Source organism: Paenibacillus sp. FSL H7-0918, from assembly GCF_038007025.1.
Classification (GTDB): domain Bacteria; phylum Bacillota; class Bacilli; order Paenibacillales; family Paenibacillaceae; genus Paenibacillus_AQ; species Paenibacillus_AQ odorifer.
This window is the reverse complement of record NZ_JBBOWJ010000001.1, coordinates 2,635,392-2,655,692: the sequence shown is the minus strand read 5'-3', so window position 1 is coordinate 2,655,692 and position 20,301 is coordinate 2,635,392. Positions and strand designations below refer to the sequence as shown.

17 protein-coding genes are annotated in these 20,301 nt (G+C 44.6%); all 17 read left to right on the top strand.

What is annotated here, in order from left to right:
• Positions 1-90: 90 nt before the first annotated feature.
• The 17 genes from MHI15_RS12040 (at position 91) to MHI15_RS11960 (ending at position 20,240) form a co-directional block, all read left to right on the top strand.
• Complete coding sequence (locus MHI15_RS12040) at positions 91-507, top strand: F0F1 ATP synthase subunit epsilon (RefSeq protein WP_036681559.1); 417 nt, start codon at positions 91-93, stop codon at positions 505-507.
• Between the two features lie 195 nt (positions 508-702).
• A complete protein-coding gene (locus tag MHI15_RS12035; RefSeq protein ID WP_036681556.1) occupies positions 703-960 on the top strand; it encodes a DUF1146 family protein in 258 nt (85 codons plus the stop codon).
• 200 nt (positions 961-1,160) lie between these two features.
• The gene (murA, locus tag MHI15_RS12030; RefSeq protein WP_076123926.1) at positions 1,161-2,537 is read left to right on the top strand and encodes a UDP-N-acetylglucosamine 1-carboxyvinyltransferase; all 1,377 of its coding nucleotides are present in this window, start codon (positions 1,161-1,163) and stop codon (positions 2,535-2,537) included.
• A gap of 216 nt (positions 2,538-2,753) precedes the next feature.
• Entirely contained in the window at positions 2,754-3,896 is a 1,143-nt protein-coding gene (spoIID, locus tag MHI15_RS12025; protein WP_341164446.1) for a stage II sporulation protein D, read from the top strand.
• A gap of 61 nt (positions 3,897-3,957) precedes the next feature.
• Positions 3,958-4,701: a M23 family metallopeptidase gene (locus tag MHI15_RS12020; RefSeq protein ID WP_076123922.1), complete on the top strand. Its 744-nt coding sequence runs from the start codon at positions 3,958-3,960 to the stop codon at positions 4,699-4,701.
• Between the two features lie 272 nt (positions 4,702-4,973).
• Positions 4,974-5,261 carry a sporulation transcriptional regulator SpoIIID gene (gene spoIIID, locus MHI15_RS12015; RefSeq protein WP_036681548.1) on the top strand — a complete coding sequence of 96 codons (288 nt, stop codon included), beginning with the start codon at positions 4,974-4,976 and terminating at the stop codon, positions 5,259-5,261.
• A gap of 129 nt (positions 5,262-5,390) precedes the next feature.
• Positions 5,391-6,389: a rod shape-determining protein gene (locus MHI15_RS12010; protein ID WP_036681546.1), complete on the top strand. Its 999-nt coding sequence runs from the start codon at positions 5,391-5,393 to the stop codon at positions 6,387-6,389.
• A gap of 47 nt (positions 6,390-6,436) precedes the next feature.
• Entirely contained in the window at positions 6,437-7,315 is an 879-nt protein-coding gene (locus MHI15_RS12005; protein ID WP_038573634.1) for a flagellar hook-basal body protein, read from the top strand.
• 51 nt (positions 7,316-7,366) lie between these two features.
• A complete protein-coding gene (locus MHI15_RS12000) occupies positions 7,367-8,188 on the top strand; it encodes a flagellar hook-basal body protein (protein WP_076182078.1) in 822 nt (273 codons plus the stop codon).
• A 10-nt stretch (positions 8,189-8,198) separates the two neighbouring features.
• Positions 8,199-8,423: a DNA-directed RNA polymerase subunit beta gene (locus MHI15_RS11995; protein ID WP_341164445.1), complete on the top strand. Its 225-nt coding sequence runs from the start codon at positions 8,199-8,201 to the stop codon at positions 8,421-8,423.
• Between the two features lie 263 nt (positions 8,424-8,686).
• Positions 8,687-9,109 (top strand): 3-hydroxyacyl-ACP dehydratase FabZ, encoded by a 423-nt coding sequence (gene fabZ, locus MHI15_RS11990; RefSeq protein ID WP_036681536.1) that lies wholly within the window; start codon positions 8,687-8,689, stop codon positions 9,107-9,109.
• Positions 9,110-9,151: 42 nt separating this feature from the next.
• Positions 9,152-10,873 carry a phospho-sugar mutase gene (locus MHI15_RS11985; protein ID WP_341164444.1) on the top strand — a complete coding sequence of 574 codons (1,722 nt, stop codon included), beginning with the start codon at positions 9,152-9,154 and terminating at the stop codon, positions 10,871-10,873.
• Between the two features lie 128 nt (positions 10,874-11,001).
• The gene (locus tag MHI15_RS11980; RefSeq protein ID WP_076279124.1) at positions 11,002-13,038 is read left to right on the top strand and encodes a DUF5693 family protein; all 2,037 of its coding nucleotides are present in this window, start codon (positions 11,002-11,004) and stop codon (positions 13,036-13,038) included.
• Positions 13,014-14,147, top strand: coding sequence for a polysaccharide pyruvyl transferase CsaB (gene csaB, locus MHI15_RS11975; RefSeq protein ID WP_076279125.1), 1,134 nt, complete (start codon positions 13,014-13,016; stop codon positions 14,145-14,147). Before MHI15_RS11980 ends, csaB begins: the two co-directional genes overlap by 25 nt.
• Positions 14,148-14,153: 6 nt before the next feature.
• Positions 14,154-14,909 (top strand): WecB/TagA/CpsF family glycosyltransferase, encoded by a 756-nt coding sequence (locus MHI15_RS11970; protein WP_036681526.1) that lies wholly within the window; start codon positions 14,154-14,156, stop codon positions 14,907-14,909.
• 116 nt (positions 14,910-15,025) lie between these two features.
• The gene (locus MHI15_RS11965) at positions 15,026-16,153 is read left to right on the top strand and encodes a glycosyltransferase family 4 protein (RefSeq protein ID WP_036681523.1); all 1,128 of its coding nucleotides are present in this window, start codon (positions 15,026-15,028) and stop codon (positions 16,151-16,153) included.
• A gap of 160 nt (positions 16,154-16,313) precedes the next feature.
• Positions 16,314-20,240 carry an S-layer homology domain-containing protein gene (locus MHI15_RS11960; protein WP_340011503.1) on the top strand — a complete coding sequence of 1,309 codons (3,927 nt, stop codon included), beginning with the start codon at positions 16,314-16,316 and terminating at the stop codon, positions 20,238-20,240.
• Positions 20,241-20,301: the final 61 nt, after the last annotated feature.

Genomic DNA, 20,301 nt, shown 5'->3' with positions numbered 1-20,301 from the left:
TAATGCTTTCGATGCAAGCTTTACTTCGTAAAGCTTAGTGCATGCTTTCGAAGCGAGCTTTACAATGTAAAGCTTTAAGGAGGAATGGAAGTGAATACCTTTTTGTTGGAAATTGTCACGCCGGAGCATCTCGTTTACTCCAAGCAAGTGAATAGCTTGATTGTAAGAGGGGTCGAAGGCGAGTTGGGTATTTTGCCGGGACACATTCCGCTTGTGACTCCACTTCAGGTTGCTCCGTTATCTGTCAAATCGGACGGTGTTACGATCTCCATCGCTGTTCATGGCGGGTTCGTTGAAGTGCATAAGGACAAAGTAACCGTGCTGGCTGAAAGTGCCGAGCTGCCAACAGATATCGATGTTGAGCGCGCCGAAGCGGCTAGAGAACGGGCTCAACGCCGTCTCCAGACTCGGAGCAAACAAGATGATATCGATCACCGCCGTGCGGAATTGGCGCTGCAACGCGCTGTTACACGGATTAAAGTGTCCACTGGAAAAGGACAACAGTAGGATAAAAGCAGTCAAGCCTTAGGGTTTGACTGCTTTTTATTATAGTAATCTATTGAAAAAAGGTTAAAATTTCTTCATTATTTTGGATAATGGCGTTGAATTGTTTAAAAATTTGTAAAAGTACTGGATTCTTTTGCCCTTCACAAGTATGATATAAGAGTCGATTTCCGAGTAATACGAACACGGAGGGTTAGCATGGAGGATATATTGTCGGGTGGGTTGTCTAGCGCAGTTGGAACCAGCAGTATGGTCTCAATGATTGTATCTTTGCTCAGTGTTGTATTATCTTGGTGGGCATTGCAGAACCTTAAGCTCGATTTGGTCATAAGATATCCCAAGAGTCCTCAGGGAAGGCTGCTGCACTTGCTGTTGGCCATTGTACTTGGTCGTTTTGTAGCGGGGTTCTTCCTGGATTACCTGAGCTGGAGTGGGATGATCCGATATATGTTTTAAGGGGATGTAGTTTGGTTATAAGTGTCTTAGGTCGCAGTGGTCAAAAGGTGTCGAATAATAAGGTTTTATTATGTCAACACTGAACTTTAAGGAACATGCCCGAGTAAATGGGCGTATTGATGGAGTAGAGAACTTTTTTTGCAATTACTTTAATCTAAAAAAATAATTTAAGAAATAATGGACGCGGAGGGAAACCGAAAATGAGCAAATTTATCGTCCGCGGTGGCAACAGATTGACCGGGAGCGTGAAAGTTAGCGGCGCAAAAAATTCCGTATTACCGATCATAGCCGCCTCTCTATTGGCAGAAGAAGGAGTAAGCGTCATTGTAGACGCACCTCCGCTTGATGATGTGATGACGATATCAAAAATGCTGGAATCTCTGGGTGCAGGGGTTACATATCAGAACGATATTATCCAGGTGGATGCTACAAATATCACATCCTGTGAAGCACCTTATGAATGGGTTCGAAAAATGCGGGCGTCTTTTTTAGTCATGGGCCCACTGTTATCTAGACTTGGTCAGACAAGAATTTCCCTGCCAGGCGGCTGTGCCATTGGTACACGACCGATTGATCAGCATTTGAAAGGGTTTGAAGCACTGGGTGCGGAGATTAGTCTCGGCCAGGGCTACATTGAAGCGAAAAGCAACGGACGCCTGCGCGGTGCCAAAGTGTATTTGGATGTAGCAAGCGTAGGTGCGACCGAAAATATAATGATGGCAGCTACATTAGCCGAAGGCGTGACCGTTATCGAGAATGCGGCTAAGGAGCCTGAGATTGTCGACCTGGCCAATTACTTGAATGGTATGGGCGCAATCGTACGCGGTGCGGGAACAGGCGTTATCCGTATTGAAGGGGTAGAACGTCTGCATGGGGTCAAACATCATGTAATCCCTGACCGTATCGAAGCAGGTACGTACATGGCGGCTGCAGCAATTACCGGTGGAGATGTATATGTGGAAGGCGCAATTGCTGATCACTTAGGTCCTGTTATTGCTAAGATGGAAGAAATGGGTGTAACCATTATTCCCGACGAGAACGGTATTCGTGTAATCAGTGACAAGCCTCTCAAAGCTGTTGATTTGAAGACTTTGCCGTATCCAGGTTTTCCTACGGATATGCAGTCGCAAATGATGGCATTATTGCTGCGTTCTGAAGGTACTAGTGTCGTTACAGAAACCGTATTTGAGAACCGGTTTATGCATGTGGATGAATTCCACAACATGAATGCTGAGATTAAGATCGAAGGTCGCTCGGCGATCGTTACAGGTAATGCACAATTGGTCGGAGCTAAGGTTTGTGCTACGGATCTGCGTGCGGGAGCTGCGCTTATTTTGGCAGGTCTGGTTGCTGAGGGCACTACTGAAGTAAGCGGAACTCATCATATTGACCGCGGGTATGTTCATTTGGCTGAGAAACTGTCCGGATTGGGTGCGGAAATTTGGCGCATCTCCATGGAAGATACTTCAGCGCAAACCGTGAAGGATGAAGTTCTTAAACCGGAAGTATCCAAGAGTGAATCGACTAAAAACGAAGAGGTTAAACCACGCTTTCAGGTTCAACCAACTTGGGTATAATATCAATCATTAGGAGAGACCAGGCTGCAGTTTGCAGCTTGGTCTTTTTTTATGGAATCCTCATTTGATGGGGATTTTTTTGTATGCAATTTAATAGCCTGTGGTCTAGTAATAGATTGAGGACAGGAACTCTCTTTCTCTCAAATTGTGTTCTAGCAGTTGCTGCAAATTCATATCTATAAGAATCACCAGTGATTCACGGAAGGAGCCATAGAGATGAAAGATTTCCGCTACTTGCGAAGAAACAAGACAACGCGCTGGCACTCGCGTCCCCTTGCTCCCCGGCGCAGGCGACTCATCCCCGTCGCCTGGCTCGCAGCGCCTTTCCTGGCGGCGCTGCTGATTCCGCTGGCGGTTGTCCCACTACACCGGGGACAACCGGCGCCTGTGGCCGTGCCGACGGTCACGGCCCCTCCGGCGGCGCCGGAGACGGCTGCGCAGGAAGCGCCGCAGCCGAACGTCTCTGTCTATTTGTCGCACAGCGGACAAATAGAGACATTGCCGCTGGAGGACTACGTCCGCGGCGTGCTTGCGGCCGAGATGCCGGCCGACTTTGAGCTTGAAGCGCTCAAAGCGCAGGCCGTAGCTGCCCGCACCTTTATCATGCGCCGCCTGGTGGCTGGCGACAGAAGCGGCGTACCCGTTCCGGAGGCGGATGTAACCGATACGGTAAGCCATCAGGCTTACATATCTAAGGACACGCTGGAACGGCAATGGAAGCTCGGCGGAAGAAGCGCCGACCTCGCAAAGCTGCAGCGCGCGGTCCTTGAGACGCGCGGAGTGATCATGACTTATAAAGGGCAGCCGATAACGGCCTCCTTTTTCGCCTCCAGTGGAGGATATACTGAGAACTCAGAAGAGTATTGGAATGCAGCGATTCCCTATCTGCGCAGCGTGACGAGTCCTTGGGAGAAAGAGATTACCCCAAACTATGCAGTGACTAACACCTTTACTGTTGCTGAAATACTTACTAGATTGGGTCTGAACGATAAAGTCATTCCAGCCTCCAAAGAAACTACCAATTCAGGAACTACAACGAAGATTTCATCATCTTCGAGATTACCTATGGAAGTGTTGTCTCTTACCACTGGACATCGGATTAAAGAGGTCTCAATTGGAGGCTCTATATTTACTGGACGTGAAGTGAGAGAGAAGCTGGGCCTACGATCCAGCCAATTCAGTTGGAGTCGTAAGGGGAATAAGATCTTAATCACGACCTTCGGAAATGGGCATGGAGTAGGGATGAGCCAGTGGGGGGCAAATGGGATGGCTAAAGAGGGTGGAACTGCTACCCAAATTCTCAAACACTATTATAGTGGTATCTCATTTACACAAATCTCAACTCTTCTGAAAAAATAACTTGAAAGATACGTATAAAAGAGAAAACCCCGGTAACACTGGTTACTGAGGTGATAACCATATGAATGAACAAGACAAAAACAAAACAAACCAAGATGAATCTCTCAAAAAAACTCAGGGAGATTTACCTGGCGCAAAACCTTCTTCATGGAACAGACTGGTATCTAAACGTTGGGTATTCCCAGCAGTCTACACGGCGGCAGCGGCAATTATACTAACCTTGGTGTGGGTCTATCAGGATGCCGGCCAGAAGCCGCTCAACCAGGACACCGCCGCCACTTCGCAGCAAGTAGGAACTTCCGCTAACGAAGCTGGTACAACAACCGGAGGTCCAGATGCACTTGAAGTTGTTGCTTCAACGGAAAGTATGACTTGGCCAGTAGCTAATCCAGGTGAAGTAGAAGTAGTTAAGCCGTATTATGATGAGAATGGTACAGAGGACAATCACGTTGCCGCTATGGTGCAATATAACGACAAATTTATTCCTAATGTCGGAATCGATATTGCCCGTGAAGACAACAATACGTTCGATGTTAAAGCAGCGCTCAGCGGTGAAGTGACCAGAGTGGAAGATGTTGCGGTATTAGGTAAAGTGATTGAAATTACCCATCAAGGTAATTTGAAGACTGTATACCAAAGTCTTGGTGAAACAAAAGTTAAACAAGGCGATGTAGTGAAGCAAGGAGATACTCTTGCCACAGCTGGTCGCAGTGAGATCGAAAAGGACCTTGGAAATCATGTACACTTTGAAGTGTACGAAGATGGCAAAGTAGTCAATCCATCGGATTTACTGCCACAGCGATAAAAATTTCTATAGCAGGGGGCGAAAGCCCCCTATTTTTTTGTGTATATAAGGATTTTTAAGGTTGTGTTTGTGATGAGCCTTTTGTTTACGCGGGAAACGGTTGTTGACCTAAAGGGAGAACGACGGCTTTTCATCATGCTAATAACACGGGTTATTAGGTTGTCCATTAAATAAAATGAGCCCTCCATAGCTTGTCATGTCTTGAAAGCGCGAATATATAAGCCCGCCCCTCATATAATGTACCAAACTATCCACAGTTGGGAGGCGGGAGCGTGCACGATTACATCAAGGAACGTACGATCAAAATCGGACGCTGCATCGTGGAAACCAGGCATACGGTCCGGACCATAGCCAAGGAATTTGGCGTTTCAAAGAGCACGGTGCATAAAGATTTAACTGAGCGTCTGCCAGAGATCAACCCTGATCTGGCCGATCAGGTGAAGCACATTCTCGAATATCACAAGTCCATCCGACATCTTCGGGGGGGAGAAGCCACAAAAATCAAATATAAAAAATCGACGGGGAAAAAACGTGAGGTTGCTGTAGCATCAAAGCCATGAGATTTTCGGAAATTTAAGGAAATATTCAGCTTTAATACATTGTGTACTTCCCCTAAAGTATGGTATTTTTAAATTTAGTACTAACTGCTGTTTTTTCAATTAAAATAACACTTTGGGGGCTCTTTCATTATGTTTAGCAAGGATATCGGAATCGACCTCGGCACGGCCAATGTGCTCATACATGTTAAGGGAAGGGGAGTCGTTCTGGATGAACCTTCCGTGGTCACACTTGAAAGTGATACGAAGAGAGTCCTTGCGGTGGGAGAACAGGCACGTCGCATGGTTGGACGTACACCTGGAAATATTATAACAATCCGTCCTCTCCGGGATGGTGTCATTGCAGATTTTGAAATCACAGAAATGATGCTCAAGTATTTTATCGACCGCGTTGGCGGCCGGTCCTGGTACGCACGGCCCCGTATTCTGATTTGCGCCCCTACAAATATTACATCTGTGGAACAGAAGTCCATACGGGAAGCGGCGGAGCGGAGCGGGGCTAAGGAAGTTTTTATGGAGGAAGAGCCAAAAGCCGCTGCAATCGGAGCGGGAATGGATATTTATCAGCCTAGTGGGAACATGGTCGTCGATATCGGTGGCGGAACGACGGATGTAGCCGTACTTTCTATGGGCGACGTCGTTACCGCTTCTTCGATTAAAGTCGCAGGAGACAAGTTCGATGAGGCCATTTTAAGATATATTAAACAAAAGTATAAGCTGTTAATCGGTGAACGTACGGCAGAGGATATTAAGGTTACAATTGGCACCGTGCGTCCAGGCCTGATGCAGGCTGAAATGGATATTCGTGGTCGTGATATGGTAAGTGGACTCCCTCAGACGCTCACTATTACTTCAGGCGAGGTAAAAGAAGCACTATGGGATCCGGTTTCTTCTATTGTGGCAGCTGCTAAGTCCGTTCTGGAACGTACACCGCCTGAGCTATCAGCAGATATTATTGACCGGGGTGTTGTTCTAACTGGTGGTGGCGCTTTACTTAATGGATTGGACGAGCTCCTCTCAGAAGAATTACATGTTCCGGTGTGGATAGCGGAAGACCCGATGCATTGTGTAGTTAAGGGAACCGGAATAATGCTAGATAATTTGGACAAGGTCGTTAAGAAAAAGTTCTAAGCAGCCGATATAAAAGGTAGCAAAAGATTCGGAAGGGGACTACCTTCATGATAAGAGGATTATATACAGCCGCTGCAGGTATGGTTACACAGCAGCGTAGACATGATACGGCAACACAGAACATCGCTAACTTGAATACAACGGGGTACAAGCAGGTTGACAGTGTCAATCATGCTTTTCCGGATGTACTGATCTCTGCTATGAGTAATGGCAATACAAAGCCAGTGGGGCGCCTTAACACTGGGGTTTTTGCAGAACAATCGATATCCCAATATTTACAGGGTGATTTAAGGGAGAGCGGCAAGACCATGGATTTTGCTTTATCTACGGATTTGCAAGTAGCTGATCCTGTGACAGGTCAAAATATCTCCTTTGATGGTTCAGGCAAATATGTAAGCCCTGAGGGTGAGGTTGTTTATCGTCCACAGGCCTTCTTTACTGTACAGGATGCTGAAGGGAATAATCTGTATACGCGAAATGGGAGCTTCTCAATAAACGCGGCTACAGGAGAGGTACTGAGCAGTGGTGGCTTCAAGGTTCTTGATTCCACAGGCAAGCCCCTTGTCTTGACAGGAAATCAGGACACCCTTAAAGTGGACGGGCAGGGTAATTTGCTTAATCCAGTAACAGGACTTCCGACAGGGACCAAGCTTGGTGTGAGTGTAGTAACAAAGCCACAGGAGCTTGTACGTGACGGTAATGGTGTATTTCACGCTGATGATGTAGAGGCGGCAGATATCCGTTTCTCTAACGGAACAGATAACATGCAAGTACGCCAAGGTTACCTGGAAAGCTCCAATGTAGATCCTACTCAGGTTACTGTGGATTTGAATGCCGCCTATCGGGCTTATGAAGCGAACCAGAAGATTGTTCAATATTATGATGGCAGCTTGCAGAAGGCTGTAAGTGAAGTTGGCAGGGTATAGGCAGTGCTTAGGAATGAGCTTTACAGGTAGAGCTTATAGGAGGTTTGATCTATGAACAACTCAACGATTAGTGCAGCAGTCTCCATGTCGAGCCTTCAGCAGCGGCTTGATATTATAGCGGATAATCTAGCCAACATGGATACCAATGGTTATAAGAGCAAGCAGGGCTCTTTTGAGGACGTGCTGACTCGTGTACAACAGCAATCAGATGATTATGACCAACCGGGCCGTTCTACACCCCTAGGCTTTAATATGGGTTTTGGGACTTATGTGCCTTCGATCTCAACGAATTGGGAAGAGGGACCCCTTAAAGAAACAGGGAGTCCGACCGACTTAGCCATTCAGGGCAACGGGCTTTTTGGTGTTCAGGTCAATGGTACTACGGCGTACACTCGTCAGGGTGATTTTCACTTTATTCCTGACACGACTGATGCCAAAAAGATGGTATTGGTTGATAACACAGGAAACTCGGTTTTAAATACAGAGGGCAAACCTCTAACGGTTCCTGTAGGTGTGAATGCTGCTATCGATGAATCCGGTCGTGTGTTAACGAAAAAGACGGAGAATGGACCTGTTCAGGTAGCGGGTACTATAATGATAGTAGAACCTAAGACACAGAATGCCTTAAAGGCTGTCGATGGTAATTTCTATATGCTTGCAGATGGAGTTACAGCACGGCAGGCTTTTGTACAAAGAGCGGCAGGCGAGGCATCTGGAATTGGAGTGCGCTCAGGATGGCTGGAGCAGTCGAATGTCGATATGACCTCAGAAATGACAGAAATGATGCAGATTCAACGCACGTATCAACTCGTAGCTCGGGCACTCTCGTCCAGTGATCAGATGTTTGGTCTAGCCAATAACATGCGCGCGTAGAGGTGAAGGAATGGATCGACAGGAAAAAGTTAAATCGGAAGAGAAGAAAGAACCCTCTCCACAAGGGATCTCCAAATGGACCATGATACAATGGGTTCTTATTCCCTTGCTTCTCGTAGCTGCACTTGGAGGCGGTCTGGCCGTCGGTTACGTTGTCCTGGGTAAGAAAGAGTTAAGCGATGCTCTGCAGTGGAGCACGTGGAGACATGTATATGATTTGGTTTTTGCTCCATAAATGAAGATGATTTAACCACTCCCTTGTTATATAAGGGAGTTTTCTTTTTTATGCTGAAAAATGTATAATGGTGGGGGGCCTCGGGCAGCAAAAAGGGCCCTCTCCGCCATGCTGCCGCATCCGGTGGAGAAAGCCCCTTATCTCAACCTCCACTTCTGCAGTTGGTGAAGGATAAATATAGTTTTTACCGAACCTGCCTAATTTTATGCATTTCGGCAAAGAATAAAAGAAAATGTGCAACATCCGAAAGGAGTTTTGTCATAATGCTGGATATCAACCAAATTCAAGAAATCATCCCCCATCGGCCTCCATTTCTGCTGGTGGACAAAATTATCGAGATTGAAATGGGCAAAAAAGCTGTAGGAATCAAAAATGTAACGATCAATGAACCGTTCTTTGTAGGTCACTTTCCGGGCTATCCGGTAATGCCGGGTGTACTGATTACAGAAGCCCTTGCACAAGTGGGTGCGGTTGCTATCCTGGGAGTAGAAGCTAATCGCGGCCGAATCGGTTTTTTAGCTGGGCTGGACGGATTCCGTTTTCGTGGTCAAGTGGTACCGGGCGATACACTTACTCTTGAAGTAGAGATCACCCGCCTTAAGGGCAGCATCGGAAAAGGACAAGCTACTGCTTCCGTTGAAGGTAAGGTTGTAGCCTCTGGAGAAATTATGTTTGCTCTGAGTTAAATATTTTATTTTTCTATAAATATATCTAAAGGAGAGATTCATATGACTCAATTAAGTGCGAAAGCGGCAGACACATTATCCCGCTGGTTGCAGGACCCTTCTGTTGACGAGGCTACAAAGGCAGAGCTTCGCGCTCTGGAGAATGAGCCACAGGAGCTTGAAGAGCGTTTTTACAGAGACTTAGAGTTTGGTACAGGCGGCTTGCGTGGGGTTATTGGTGCGGGCAGCAATCGTATCAATCGTTATACTGTTGGCAGAGCTACACAAGGCTTCGCTAATTATATTCTAGAAAAGCATACTGGAGAAGGCAGACCTTCGGTTGTTATAGCGCATGACTCTCGTCGCTTCTCGCCTGAATTCACACTTGAGGCTGCTCTTGTACTGGCTGCTAATGGCATCGAGGCGCATTTGTTTACCTCCCTTCGATCAACACCACAGCTGTCATTCAGCGTGCGTTATTTGAAAGCAACGGGTGGTATTGTAATCACCGCGAGCCATAACCCTCCTGAATACAATGGTTATAAGGTCTATAATTCGGAAGGCGGACAGCTTGTACCACACGAAGCCGAAAAGGTCATTTCTTACATACTAGAGGTTGACACTTTTGATGGTGTAAAGCGGATTTCGCAAGGAGAAGCTGAAGCTCAAGGGCTGTTGCACTGGCTAGGAGAGAAGGATGACGAAGCGTTTACCGATACTGTTGCTGCGGTCAGTCTTGCAAGTGAAGAGATTGCCTCTACGCTTGGAAAAGACTTCAAAATCGTATACACTCCGCTGCATGGTACAGGTAATTTGCCAGTCCGCCGTGTACTTGAGAAAATCGGGTTCACCCAGGTACATGTTGTACCTGAGCAAGAACAGCCGGATTCTGAATTCTCTACAGTGAAATCGCCGAACCCGGAGGAGCGTGAAGCTTTTACGCTGGCTATGAAGCTGGGCGAAGAGTTGAATGCTGACCTTTTGATTGGTACAGATCCTGATGCAGACCGTATGGGTGCGGTAGTTCGCGACAATGAAGGTAAATTTGTTGTTCTGTCCGGCAATCAATCCGGAGCACTGATGATTCATTACTATTTGAGTCGTTTGCAGGAACAAGGAAAGCTGCCTAGCAATGGTGCGGTTGTAAAGACTATCGTTACTAGCGAAATGGGGGCTGCTGTAGCTTCTCATTATGGTGCAACTGTATTTAATACGCTGACTGGCTTCAAATATATTGGAGAAAAGATGACCCAGTTCGAACAATCCGGAGAATACACATATCTTTTCGGATATGAAGAAAGCTATGGTTATCTTGCAGGCAATTATGCTCGCGATAAGGATGCTGTTCTTGCTGCTATGCTTATCGCTGAAGCAGGTGCTTATTATAAAGCTCAAGGCAAAACATTATATGATGTTCTTCAGGAATTGTACAAGCAGTTCGGATACTTCTTGGAAAGCTTGGAGTCCCGTACGCTGAAAGGCAAAGATGGCGTTGCGCAAATTCAAGGAATCATGAATGATTGGCGTTCTAATGCACCACAAGAAATTGCTGGATCTGCCGTAACAGAAATTCAGGATTATTCCCTGGGCTTAAATGGACTGCCGAAGGAAAATGTACTGAAGTATTTGCTGGCTGACGGATCTTGGTTCTGCCTGCGCCCTTCCGGCACAGAGCCTAAGATTAAAGTTTATTTTGCAGTAGTGGGTGACTCCCTGCAGAATGCTAAGGATAAGGTTGCTGCACTGTCGAAACAGGTTATGGCTCGCGTTGACGGGGGACAATAATAAATATAGAGTGCTTTCTATATTGTGAATTATATTTTACGTAGAAACGGGTACCGTCTCTAAAAGGATGACGATCCGTTTCTACTTTTGTTAAAAGAGTTTTTAAAGCGAAAGAGGAGGTACTTTTGGTGCGGCAAAAATGGCAACGTTGGAATATTACTTCCCGAAAGTGGCTGTGGATCATAGTTGTGGTTGGCGTTATAGCAGCCTTGCCTGTGGTCTATGATCGACTGCAGACGGAGAAGTCTTCCAAGACAGTAGAATTTGTATTTGATTATCGTGATCTGGTTGATGTAGCCAGCTATCGTGCAAATCCACAAGATTATATTTCCGAACAGTTAGATCGCCTTAAAGACGCTGGTGTACAGAGCATGGCGATTTACGAAAGCACATTGGAAGATTACCGTAAGGCGCGTCGTCTAATGATATGGGGTGCGGCTGATATAGCTAATCTTACGGACACGATCATACCTGAAAATGAAAACTATACCTATATTCTGTTTACCAGTGCTGATTACAGCGATACTTTAGCGCCTGTAATTAAAGAAGCATTTAGTAATCTTGGGATTAATTCAAGAGACTGGAGTTTCCGCGGACAGCAGGGTCTTATCATCGAGACCCCGCTAGAAGACGCTACATTGAAGCCGCTGCAGCCCGATCCATTTACACTGGACATGCTGCATAACAAGGGATTCAGTATTGTACCTCGTCTTGTGGATTCTCTGACTTATAATGAAGCCACGGTAAAGAAGCTGTTGGATCGTTATGAGGAATTGGGTGTTAAACGGATTCTATTTGAAGGTGAGTCTGTTAAAGGGTTTAATGATGATGCCGATACTGGGAGTATCACTGACTTTGCTAATCTCCTTAAGGAACGTGGAATGGGGATTGCAGCAATTGAGAATATTAAAAAACAGCAAAAGGGCTTTAACAGGCTCGCTTATTTGCTGGATTATAATGTGACACGTTTATATTCCCTTAGTGAGGGAGATTCTGCCTTAGATCCAAAAGTAATTTCGGACCGTTTCGCTCTGGCAACAAAGGATCGGAATATCCGCATGATCTACTTAAACACGATTCCTGCAAGAAATACTGCTAAGGCACAGGTTACAGATACATTAGATAACCTTATTACCAGCCTAAGCGAACCAGGCGGAGCAGTTGAGCAGATTAAAGGCAATGGATTTAAACTGGGACAAGCTACGGCATTTGAGGTTGTAGATTCCTCTTATCAACGTTACTTTAAGCTAGTTGCGGTGGTTGGAGCAGTGTCTTTAGTGGCTCTGCTGGTCTCTTACTTCATTCCACAGCTCACGCTTGCTGCCTGGGTGTTAGGTTTGATTGGAAGTGCAGGCCTGATGCTAGTGAAGCCTGAAATGTTTGAACAAGCGCTCGCGCTTGCCGCTGCGATAAGTGCACCAACGCTTGCCGTTGTGCTTGCCATTCGTAAGGTTAATGAAATGGGACCACCTCTACGGAGCAATCCCCTTACCTATAAGGCTATGAGCCCGCAACGCCGGTTTACACATAGCTTAGTGCTTTATTTTAAGACTTCACTGATCTCTTTGAGCGCTGTGCCGTTTATGATAGCACTGCTTAATAATGTAACTTATAGCCTGGTTCTCAACCAGTTCCGTGGTGTCAGTCTGCTTCATATGGCGCCTATCGGTCTTGTGGCACTTTACGTGCTTTTGTATCGTGGGGATTTTGTCTTTAACAAGACAGGTAAGCTGCTGCGGACACCAATCACATTTGCGATGATTATCATTGCCTTTGTTTTGGCGGTTGTTGGCTATTATTACATGACCCGTACAGGTAACGGTGGCAGTGTGAGTCCGTTGGAAATGGTTTTACGTACATTCTTGGAAAATACGGTTGGCGTTCGACCGCGTAATAAAGAGTTTTTGCTAGCGCATCCGTTATTAATTCTTGGCGCATTCTTGGCCTTTAGATATCGGAATGCAGCGTTTATCATGATTATTGCTGTAATCGGTCAGCTCTCGATGGTAGATACCTTTGCTCATATTCACTCGCCAGTTCTGATCTCGCTCATTCGTGGCTTGCTCGGTCTTGGATTAGGACTGATCATTGGTGTGATTGCCGTAATCGTATGGCAAATTGCAGAAGGGTGTTGGAAACGATGGTCGCCACTCCTAAAAAGATAGTTATTTCCGGTTATTACGGTTTCCATAACAGCGGGGATGAGGCGGTACTGCAATCTATATTGATTGCACTGCAACAACATGCTCAAGCTGCAGGTATAGAGATCGAACCCATTGTCTTGTCCATCGATCCTGAGTGGACTAGCGCCACATATGGAGTGAAATCTGTGCACCGGATGAAGCTGGTTGAAGTCCGTCAAGCTATTTATGAGAGTTCTGGTCTGATTAGCGGTGGAGGCAGCTTGCTGCAAGATGTAACAGGAAGCAAGAGTATTCCTTACTATTTAGGTATTATTAAGCTTGCGCAGTGGATGGGTAAACCGACCTTTATTTATGCTCAAGGTATCGGACCTGTGAATCGTAAGCTTTTCCACCCATTAATCAAATCAGTGTTTCGCAAATGTACTTATATCTCTGTGCGGGATGAACAATCCCGCGAGCTTTTACTTTCTATGGGATTAGAACAGAAGAACATAGAGGTTGTTCCTGACCCGGTGATGGGCTTATCTTTACCTGAAGAGACTGATGCTGCTGAATTACCAGAGTCTTCAGATTCACTTCCGGTAGTAGGTATTTCGGTACGTTATTGGGAACAAGATCGCAAGGAGCTGGACGCTCTTGCTCAAGGCTTGATTAAGGCGAATCTTGAAAAACCATTGCATTTAAGATTCCTTCCGTTTCATCTTCCATCTGATATTGAAGCCTCACGTTATGTGATGGAGAAGCTGGAAGAAAATATAAGCCAGCATGGGGGGCAGGTCAGTATTTGTGAAGATGCCAGTCATCCGCAACACATGCTGCGGGAAGTAGGGCAATGTGAAGTGCTGATCGGAATGCGTCTTCATAGCCTGATTTATGCCGCAGGGCGGCGAGTTCCGCTGATTGGTATCTCTTATGATCCGAAAATTGATCATTTTCTAGACAGAGTTCGGTGTCAGCCTGTGGGCACGACCCAATCATTAGATGCTGGACAAGTTGCTGCTGAGATAGGCCATCTTTTGGAAACAGCAGAGGGATGGAGAAATGAGAGGGAGACGATCCTCTCCTCGTTGATTCAAGAAGCAGGGGCTCCAGCACGGCAAATCGTAGAATATTTCCACCATAAAGGATGATCTAAAGTGAAAGCAGAAAGCGCGGTACCTACAGTTCCTATTTTTGGGATTAGAGTCTCCAAGGTTGATATGGCAGCAACTGTTGCATATTTGACAGAGGCGGTTCATACCCGTATCCCGCATCAAGTGATTACAGCTAATCCGATTATGGTTATGGCTGCTTTGGAAGATCCAGCTTATATGGAGATAATGAAGTCAGCTGAATTAGTTGTCCCAGATGGAACCGGTGTGGTATGGGCTGCTAATTATTGTAAGGAGCCTGTAACCGAACGGGTAGCTGGTTTTGACCTGTTACATGAATTGATGCAACAGGGTGAAAGATATGGATGGAAGGTATATCTCCTTGGTTCTACACCTGAGGTGATTCAGGAAACCGCTGAAAGGTTACAATTGCAATATCCGCGTGTTATTATTGCAGGATATCATGACGGTTATTTTGGTCCGGAATCGGATGATGAGATTATTGCTGGAATTGTTAAAACCAATCCTGACTTATTATTTGTGGCCAGAGGCGCGGATAGTCAGGAACCATGGATTGCAAAACACAAATCCAAGTTAGGTGTTCCGATCATGATGGGGGTCGGCGGCAGCTTTGATGTAATTTCTGGCAAGAGCAAGAGAGCACCAAAAGTTTTCCAAAAAATGAGAATTGAATGGTTGTACCGTTTATTAAAAGAGCCTACGCGGTACAAAAGAATGCTTGCGTTGCCGAAATTCGCATTAAAAGTGGTGCGTGAGAAAGATAAAGTAACAAAAGTCTAGTCAAATGCCGATATTCACCTAGAAAATCAGATGAATAGCCTAAAAAAGGGATTGGAATTTGTTTTTGTAACAGCGTATAATTCAATGCGGTAGAGAAATGGGGGTCGACTGATCAAATGTTAATCATATACATCGCTGGATTTATCGTATGCATGGGACTCGCACTTGGCCTCACACCTTTGGTGAAGAAATTCGCCATTAAGATTGGTGCGACAGATGTGCCGAATGCTCGTAAAGTGCACACGAAAATTATGCCCCGCCTTGGCGGATTAGCTATTTTTCTGGCGTTTGTGTTAGGCCTGCTTGCCGTATTGCCGATTATTCCATATGAGTTCACTCCGCGGGAGGCCAACTTCATCAAAGCGCTGCTGTGTGGCGGCGGACTGATTGTACTTATCGGAGGTTTGGATGACCGATTTGAATTATCAGCAAAGTTGAAGCTGCTGGGCCAAATTGTCGCAGCATGTATTGTAGTTTTCGGTTTTGGTATTACTGTAGATTTTGTGAATATTCCATTTAACAATACGTATTCTTCGTTGGAAAGCTGGATTGCTATCCCGCTTACGATTTTCTGGATTGTTGGTGTCACCAATGCTGTTAACCTGATTGACGGGTTGGACGGGCTTGCTGCTGGTGTATCAGGGATTGCGATTGCTACGATTGCGGTAATGGCTTTCTTGATGGGTAACACGATGGTTGCCATGTTATGCCTGTTGCTTCTGGGTAGCATAATCGGATTCTTGTTCTTCAACTTCCATCCCGCCAAGATTTTTATGGGGGATACGGGATCGCTGTTCTTAGGCTTCTGCTTAGCTTTACTTGCTTTGCTAGGGTTTAAACAGATTGCCGTGGTTTCGTTTATTACACCTTTGCTTATTATTGGTGTACCGTTGTCAGACACGTTCTTTGCGATCGTGCGCCGTAAGCTGCAGAAGAAACCAATCTTTGCACCAGACAAAGGTCACTTGCATCATTGCCTTCGCGAGCTAGGCTTTAGTCATCGTCAGACTGTGCTCATTATTTATGGTATTGCTGCATTTTTTGGAGTTTTAGCTGTTATTCAATCCTCTGCCGCTCTTTACGAGGCGAACTGGGTTACCTTCGTAGTCATCTGCATCATGCTCTTCTTCTTGCAGATCGGTGCGGAAGTTACAGGTTTGATCGGTAAGACTAAACGTCCGCTGATTGATTTCTTTTTAAGAATTCGTATGAAGGCTAATCCGGAAAGAGGTTCCAAATCTTAATTTATTGATGGTATTATTCTAATATTTTCTATAACTAACAAAACTCATCCCTTTTCGGATGAGTTTTTTGTTGTTTTCCCTAAAAATATCGCTTCCTATGACCGATAAAGAACAAAGTGAAGGTTTACGAGAATTTATACTCAAAGGAGAGATATAACACATGCAACGCTTTAAGAGACCGTTCGTTTGGCTGATGCTGGCGGCTTTGATCGTTTCTATGTTCCCAGGTAAATACACGCCCATAGCGGCAGCGGCTACCACGAGCTCCACGACTTTCTTCAGTCCGGATGATCTCACATTACGTAATACTGTTCTGTTGAAACAGGATGTTGTAGCAACAACAGCTAATCCTAATCCTGAGGGACTTATTGACCGTTCTAGTGTTTACAAAGTAAGTAGCCCTACCTTTTCAATTACAGGAACCTACTCTCAGGTAACATCTTCCACGATGAAGGTTACTGTAGAGCAGCTTACAAAAGATAGCCAATCTAATAAATGGGTAACAGATGCTACTCATCTGACTACGGGAGCGGTAACAACAGATACCAATAGCCCGGATAACCGTTTTGTAGCATCTGGTCTTGTTTTGTATACAGGTTTTAATAAGGTGACCTTTTCTGGTATGCAAGGGAATCTCCAACGTTCAGAATCATTTTATGTTCTTTACGATAAAGTTCCCTATGTAACAGAATTAAAAGTTTTGGGTGGTCCTTCTGCGCTTAATTTAAATGAAGGAACACAAGTTGTTGTACCAGTATCTACAGTTACTCTTCAAGGTAAAGTAACGAATGCCACTAAAGTCAGTGTCTCCGTGAATGGAGGAACTGCATTACAAACTTCCCTATTGGAAGACGGAACATTTTTCACCCCCGCGCTGAACTTGAGTCCGGGATTAAGTACGCTTAAGATTGTTATTCAAAATGCTTCGGATTCAATAACAATAGACAGATCCGTATATTTCTTTGATAAGGATCAACCGTACGCTTCTTTGAACATCAACCACGACAATGCGGACTATAATATCTTAAATGATAATGTGCCTACGTTGACTGCTGATTTGACTCCAAGTGTTGCAGGTTTTACTGGACAGATCTTAGTTCCATATAACGTGGCTCCGTTTGCAACAAATGCTGTGCTAACTCTTAATAAAGGTAATAGTTCCGAAAAAGTTGTAACGATTAGTGCTGTGACAGAAGAATTAACAATTCCTGGTCCTGATGGCGTTACGCCAACGTATAAATTGGTTAAATTTAAGACTGCAGCTGATTTAGAAATCTTGGCGGGTGTAAATGACTTTAAATTGTCTGTAGATTATGGCAGCCACAGCAGTTCTCATCTTTATTCATATAAATTTTTGAAAAATGAGACTGTTATAACAGAAATGTACTACCTTCCTGGATATACAGGCTCAGGTGATCTTACCAATATCTCTAAATTGCCTTTGAATGGCCAACAGTTAGAGACGGATAGTTTCTATATAATGGCGAAGACAAATAGATCAACAACCCCAGCAGATATAACTGCAAACTATTTGCCTTTGAGTAATAAACCACTATCCATAGAATATGTAACTGCAGGCACAGGAACAAATGAATATATTTATAAAATATCAGGGTTCTCTAATGGTCAACAAAAGGTACAATTCCGTTATAAAGGATCCGAATCCTTCTATAATGCTGATATTTCATATGTATCGAAAAACTATATATATGTAAGTAATCTGCAAGATGGTCAGACCTACGAATTCGATTCCAGTGTAGAAAGAAAACTTAATGTCGCTGGGGAATATATCGGGTTCGAAAATATAGAAAATGCACAAGTGCAAATTAACGGTACAGACAGTAACTCATTATCTAGCAATCCTTTTAAGCTTGAAGTAGAAAAAAACTCAACAGTAAATAAAACAACTTTTAATTTCACTGTGACAATCAGTCAGACGGGACCACTGGTATACGGTGAGAATAAAATCGTGTTTACTGGAGTCTCAAGAGATAATGCTGGTAACCAACGTATTATCAAAAAAGAACTTAAAATTTACATCATTGATACCAACATTTCTGGGGTAAAACAATTCCATCCTACTTTAGGGGATAATCGTTTACCTTTTACAACTACAACCCTTTCTAATGAAGTCGAGCGTAATGCCATGCTGGCATTGCCGGCTGAGATTGTATATAAGGATGAAAAATATACAACAAACAAAGATAAATTCGACTTGGTACTACAAGGTAGTGGTGCTACAACGCTGAATCTTTATCAGGGCTCTACTCTGGTGTTTACTTCGACGGGGCAGGATAAGCTGCTAATTGACGGTACGGAATCGGATGGACCTATTGGTCCTAAACGTTATCCTGATGAAGTGGCTGCAAATGGTCTGTATTATGACTACATTGGCAGTGCTAAAAACTTTATTTTAAGATTACGTGACATTAAATTTGATGCCCCAGGAAGTCAAGTCTATACCCTAGAGCTTATTAACAAAACAGGGGCAAGAACTACACAACGTCTTGAAGTAGTGCGGGAAGTTGCTCCATATCGTCTTCTGTCACCTGTAGCGACGGTAGGTGAGCAAATTGTTGTTAACAAAAACTTTGTTCGTTTTGATATTGAGGCTGAAGGTGCCACTAAAGTAATAATTGGCAAAGAAGAAGCAATTAAACGTACGGATTTGCCAAATCAAGATCGCTTCACCTATGATTATGTGGGCTTAAAAGCAGACAAATCGAATCCCATTAAGATACAAGTGGTTCGTGCTAACTCCACAATAAGCGATACTATAAATGTGTATTATGCTAGTGCAGTGCAGATTGATACACAATATATGGCGGAGAAGGTAGCTACGAAGTATAGTGTCTTTAATAAAACCTTGGAATTGAACTTCCCTAAAGGTACGATTATGAAGGGATATACTAGCTCTGGTGCTGCAAAATATTATCCTAATACAAAACTGTTGTTTGGTATCGCGGATCCCGCTGATGGCGTTGTTGAACGTAAGAATGATTACGGGAACATTATCAACGTAACGGGTAGTGACGACAGAACCGAAGGCGGGGGCGGGCAGCTTGTGATTCCACAGGATCTTGCTCTACGCTTTACATCAACCGTTTCTACTAATAACTTTTCGAGAGTATCGGATATCTATTGGCTTAGTGGTGGTCTAGGAAATGATGGCGTTAATCTTGAGACCAACGGGGTTACCCCGCATTTCGTGGATGCCAGTGGAAAGACTGGATACTTTACGCAGTATAGTCAAACAAGAAAAATCGTACCTTCCCAACGTGGTGAATTGACGCTTACTTTCAACTCCAGCATTGTGGATGAAGTGGGATCGACTATTACAGTATTCCGATATACAGATTCAGGTAAGTGGGAGAACTTGGGCGGGGTCGTAGATACGAAAAAACATACCATCACCGTTCCATTCGATGAATTTGGTTATTACACTGTTATGAAGCTGCGCCGTGGTTTTGTTGATATTACGAATCATCCTTGGGGCAGAAATATAATGAATGGATTGTATTCCAAAGGATTTATGACTAATCTTCGAGCAGATGCATTCGGGGCGGATGATTTGACCACTCGTGGTGAATTTGCTACATTGTTGGTGAAATCATTAAGTATTCCTTTGAACTATGATGCTAATAAACAAACCTTCTTTGATATTGTGCCAGAAGCCGTCGCGGCCACATGGGATTTCAAACACATTGAGACAGCTGCTAGGGCAGGTATTGTTACAGGCCTCAGTGATGGCTTCTTTGGGCCTGATCAAGCCTTAACACGTGAACAAGCCGCAGTAATGATAGCTAGGGCGTTGAAACTCAAGATGTCGTTGAATGACAGTAAACTGTTGGCAAGCTTAAGCAAATCATTTGTTGATACAAGCAACATGGATTTCTACTCACGTCCTGCAATTGAAGCTATATCTAAAGCTAAGATTATGGAAGGAAGTGCTGTGACCGTTACAGGCCAAAAGAAGCCCGTCTATAACTTTAACCCGAAGGGTAAGTTGACTAGAGCAGAGGCCGGTAAGATTACTGTGGCACTCTTACAGAAGAGTACAAGCATCTTCCCTAAGAACTTTAACTAAAGAATAAAAAAAAGTGCTCCGGCCTGCGAAAAGTATTCGTAGGTCGGAGTTTTGATGTAAA

Bases quoted from the DNA above. Each gene is read 5' to 3' on its own strand.
- csaB (WP_076279125.1), top strand. From the start codon at position 13,014: ATGGTCGCCACTCCTAAAAAGATAGTTATTTCCGGTTATTACGGTTTC.
- MHI15_RS11965 (WP_036681523.1), top strand. From the start codon at position 15,026: ATGTTAATCATATACATCGCTGGATTTATCGTATGCATGGGACTCGCA.
- MHI15_RS12020 (WP_076123922.1), top strand. From the start codon at position 3,958: ATGAATGAACAAGACAAAAACAAAACAAACCAAGATGAATCTCTCAAA.
- MHI15_RS11985 (WP_341164444.1), top strand. From the start codon at position 9,152: ATGACTCAATTAAGTGCGAAAGCGGCAGACACATTATCCCGCTGGTTG.
- MHI15_RS12035 (WP_036681556.1), top strand. From the start codon at position 703: ATGGAGGATATATTGTCGGGTGGGTTGTCTAGCGCAGTTGGAACCAGC.
- MHI15_RS12005 (WP_038573634.1), top strand. From the start codon at position 6,437: ATGATAAGAGGATTATATACAGCCGCTGCAGGTATGGTTACACAGCAG.
- fabZ (WP_036681536.1), top strand. From the start codon at position 8,687: ATGCTGGATATCAACCAAATTCAAGAAATCATCCCCCATCGGCCTCCA.
- MHI15_RS11995 (WP_341164445.1), top strand. From the start codon at position 8,199: ATGGATCGACAGGAAAAAGTTAAATCGGAAGAGAAGAAAGAACCCTCT.
- MHI15_RS12010 (WP_036681546.1), top strand. From the start codon at position 5,391: ATGTTTAGCAAGGATATCGGAATCGACCTCGGCACGGCCAATGTGCTC.
- MHI15_RS11960 (WP_340011503.1), top strand. From the start codon at position 16,314: ATGCAACGCTTTAAGAGACCGTTCGTTTGGCTGATGCTGGCGGCTTTG.
- MHI15_RS12000 (WP_076182078.1), top strand. From the start codon at position 7,367: ATGAACAACTCAACGATTAGTGCAGCAGTCTCCATGTCGAGCCTTCAG.
- murA (WP_076123926.1), top strand. From the start codon at position 1,161: ATGAGCAAATTTATCGTCCGCGGTGGCAACAGATTGACCGGGAGCGTG.
- spoIID (WP_341164446.1), top strand. From the start codon at position 2,754: ATGAAAGATTTCCGCTACTTGCGAAGAAACAAGACAACGCGCTGGCAC.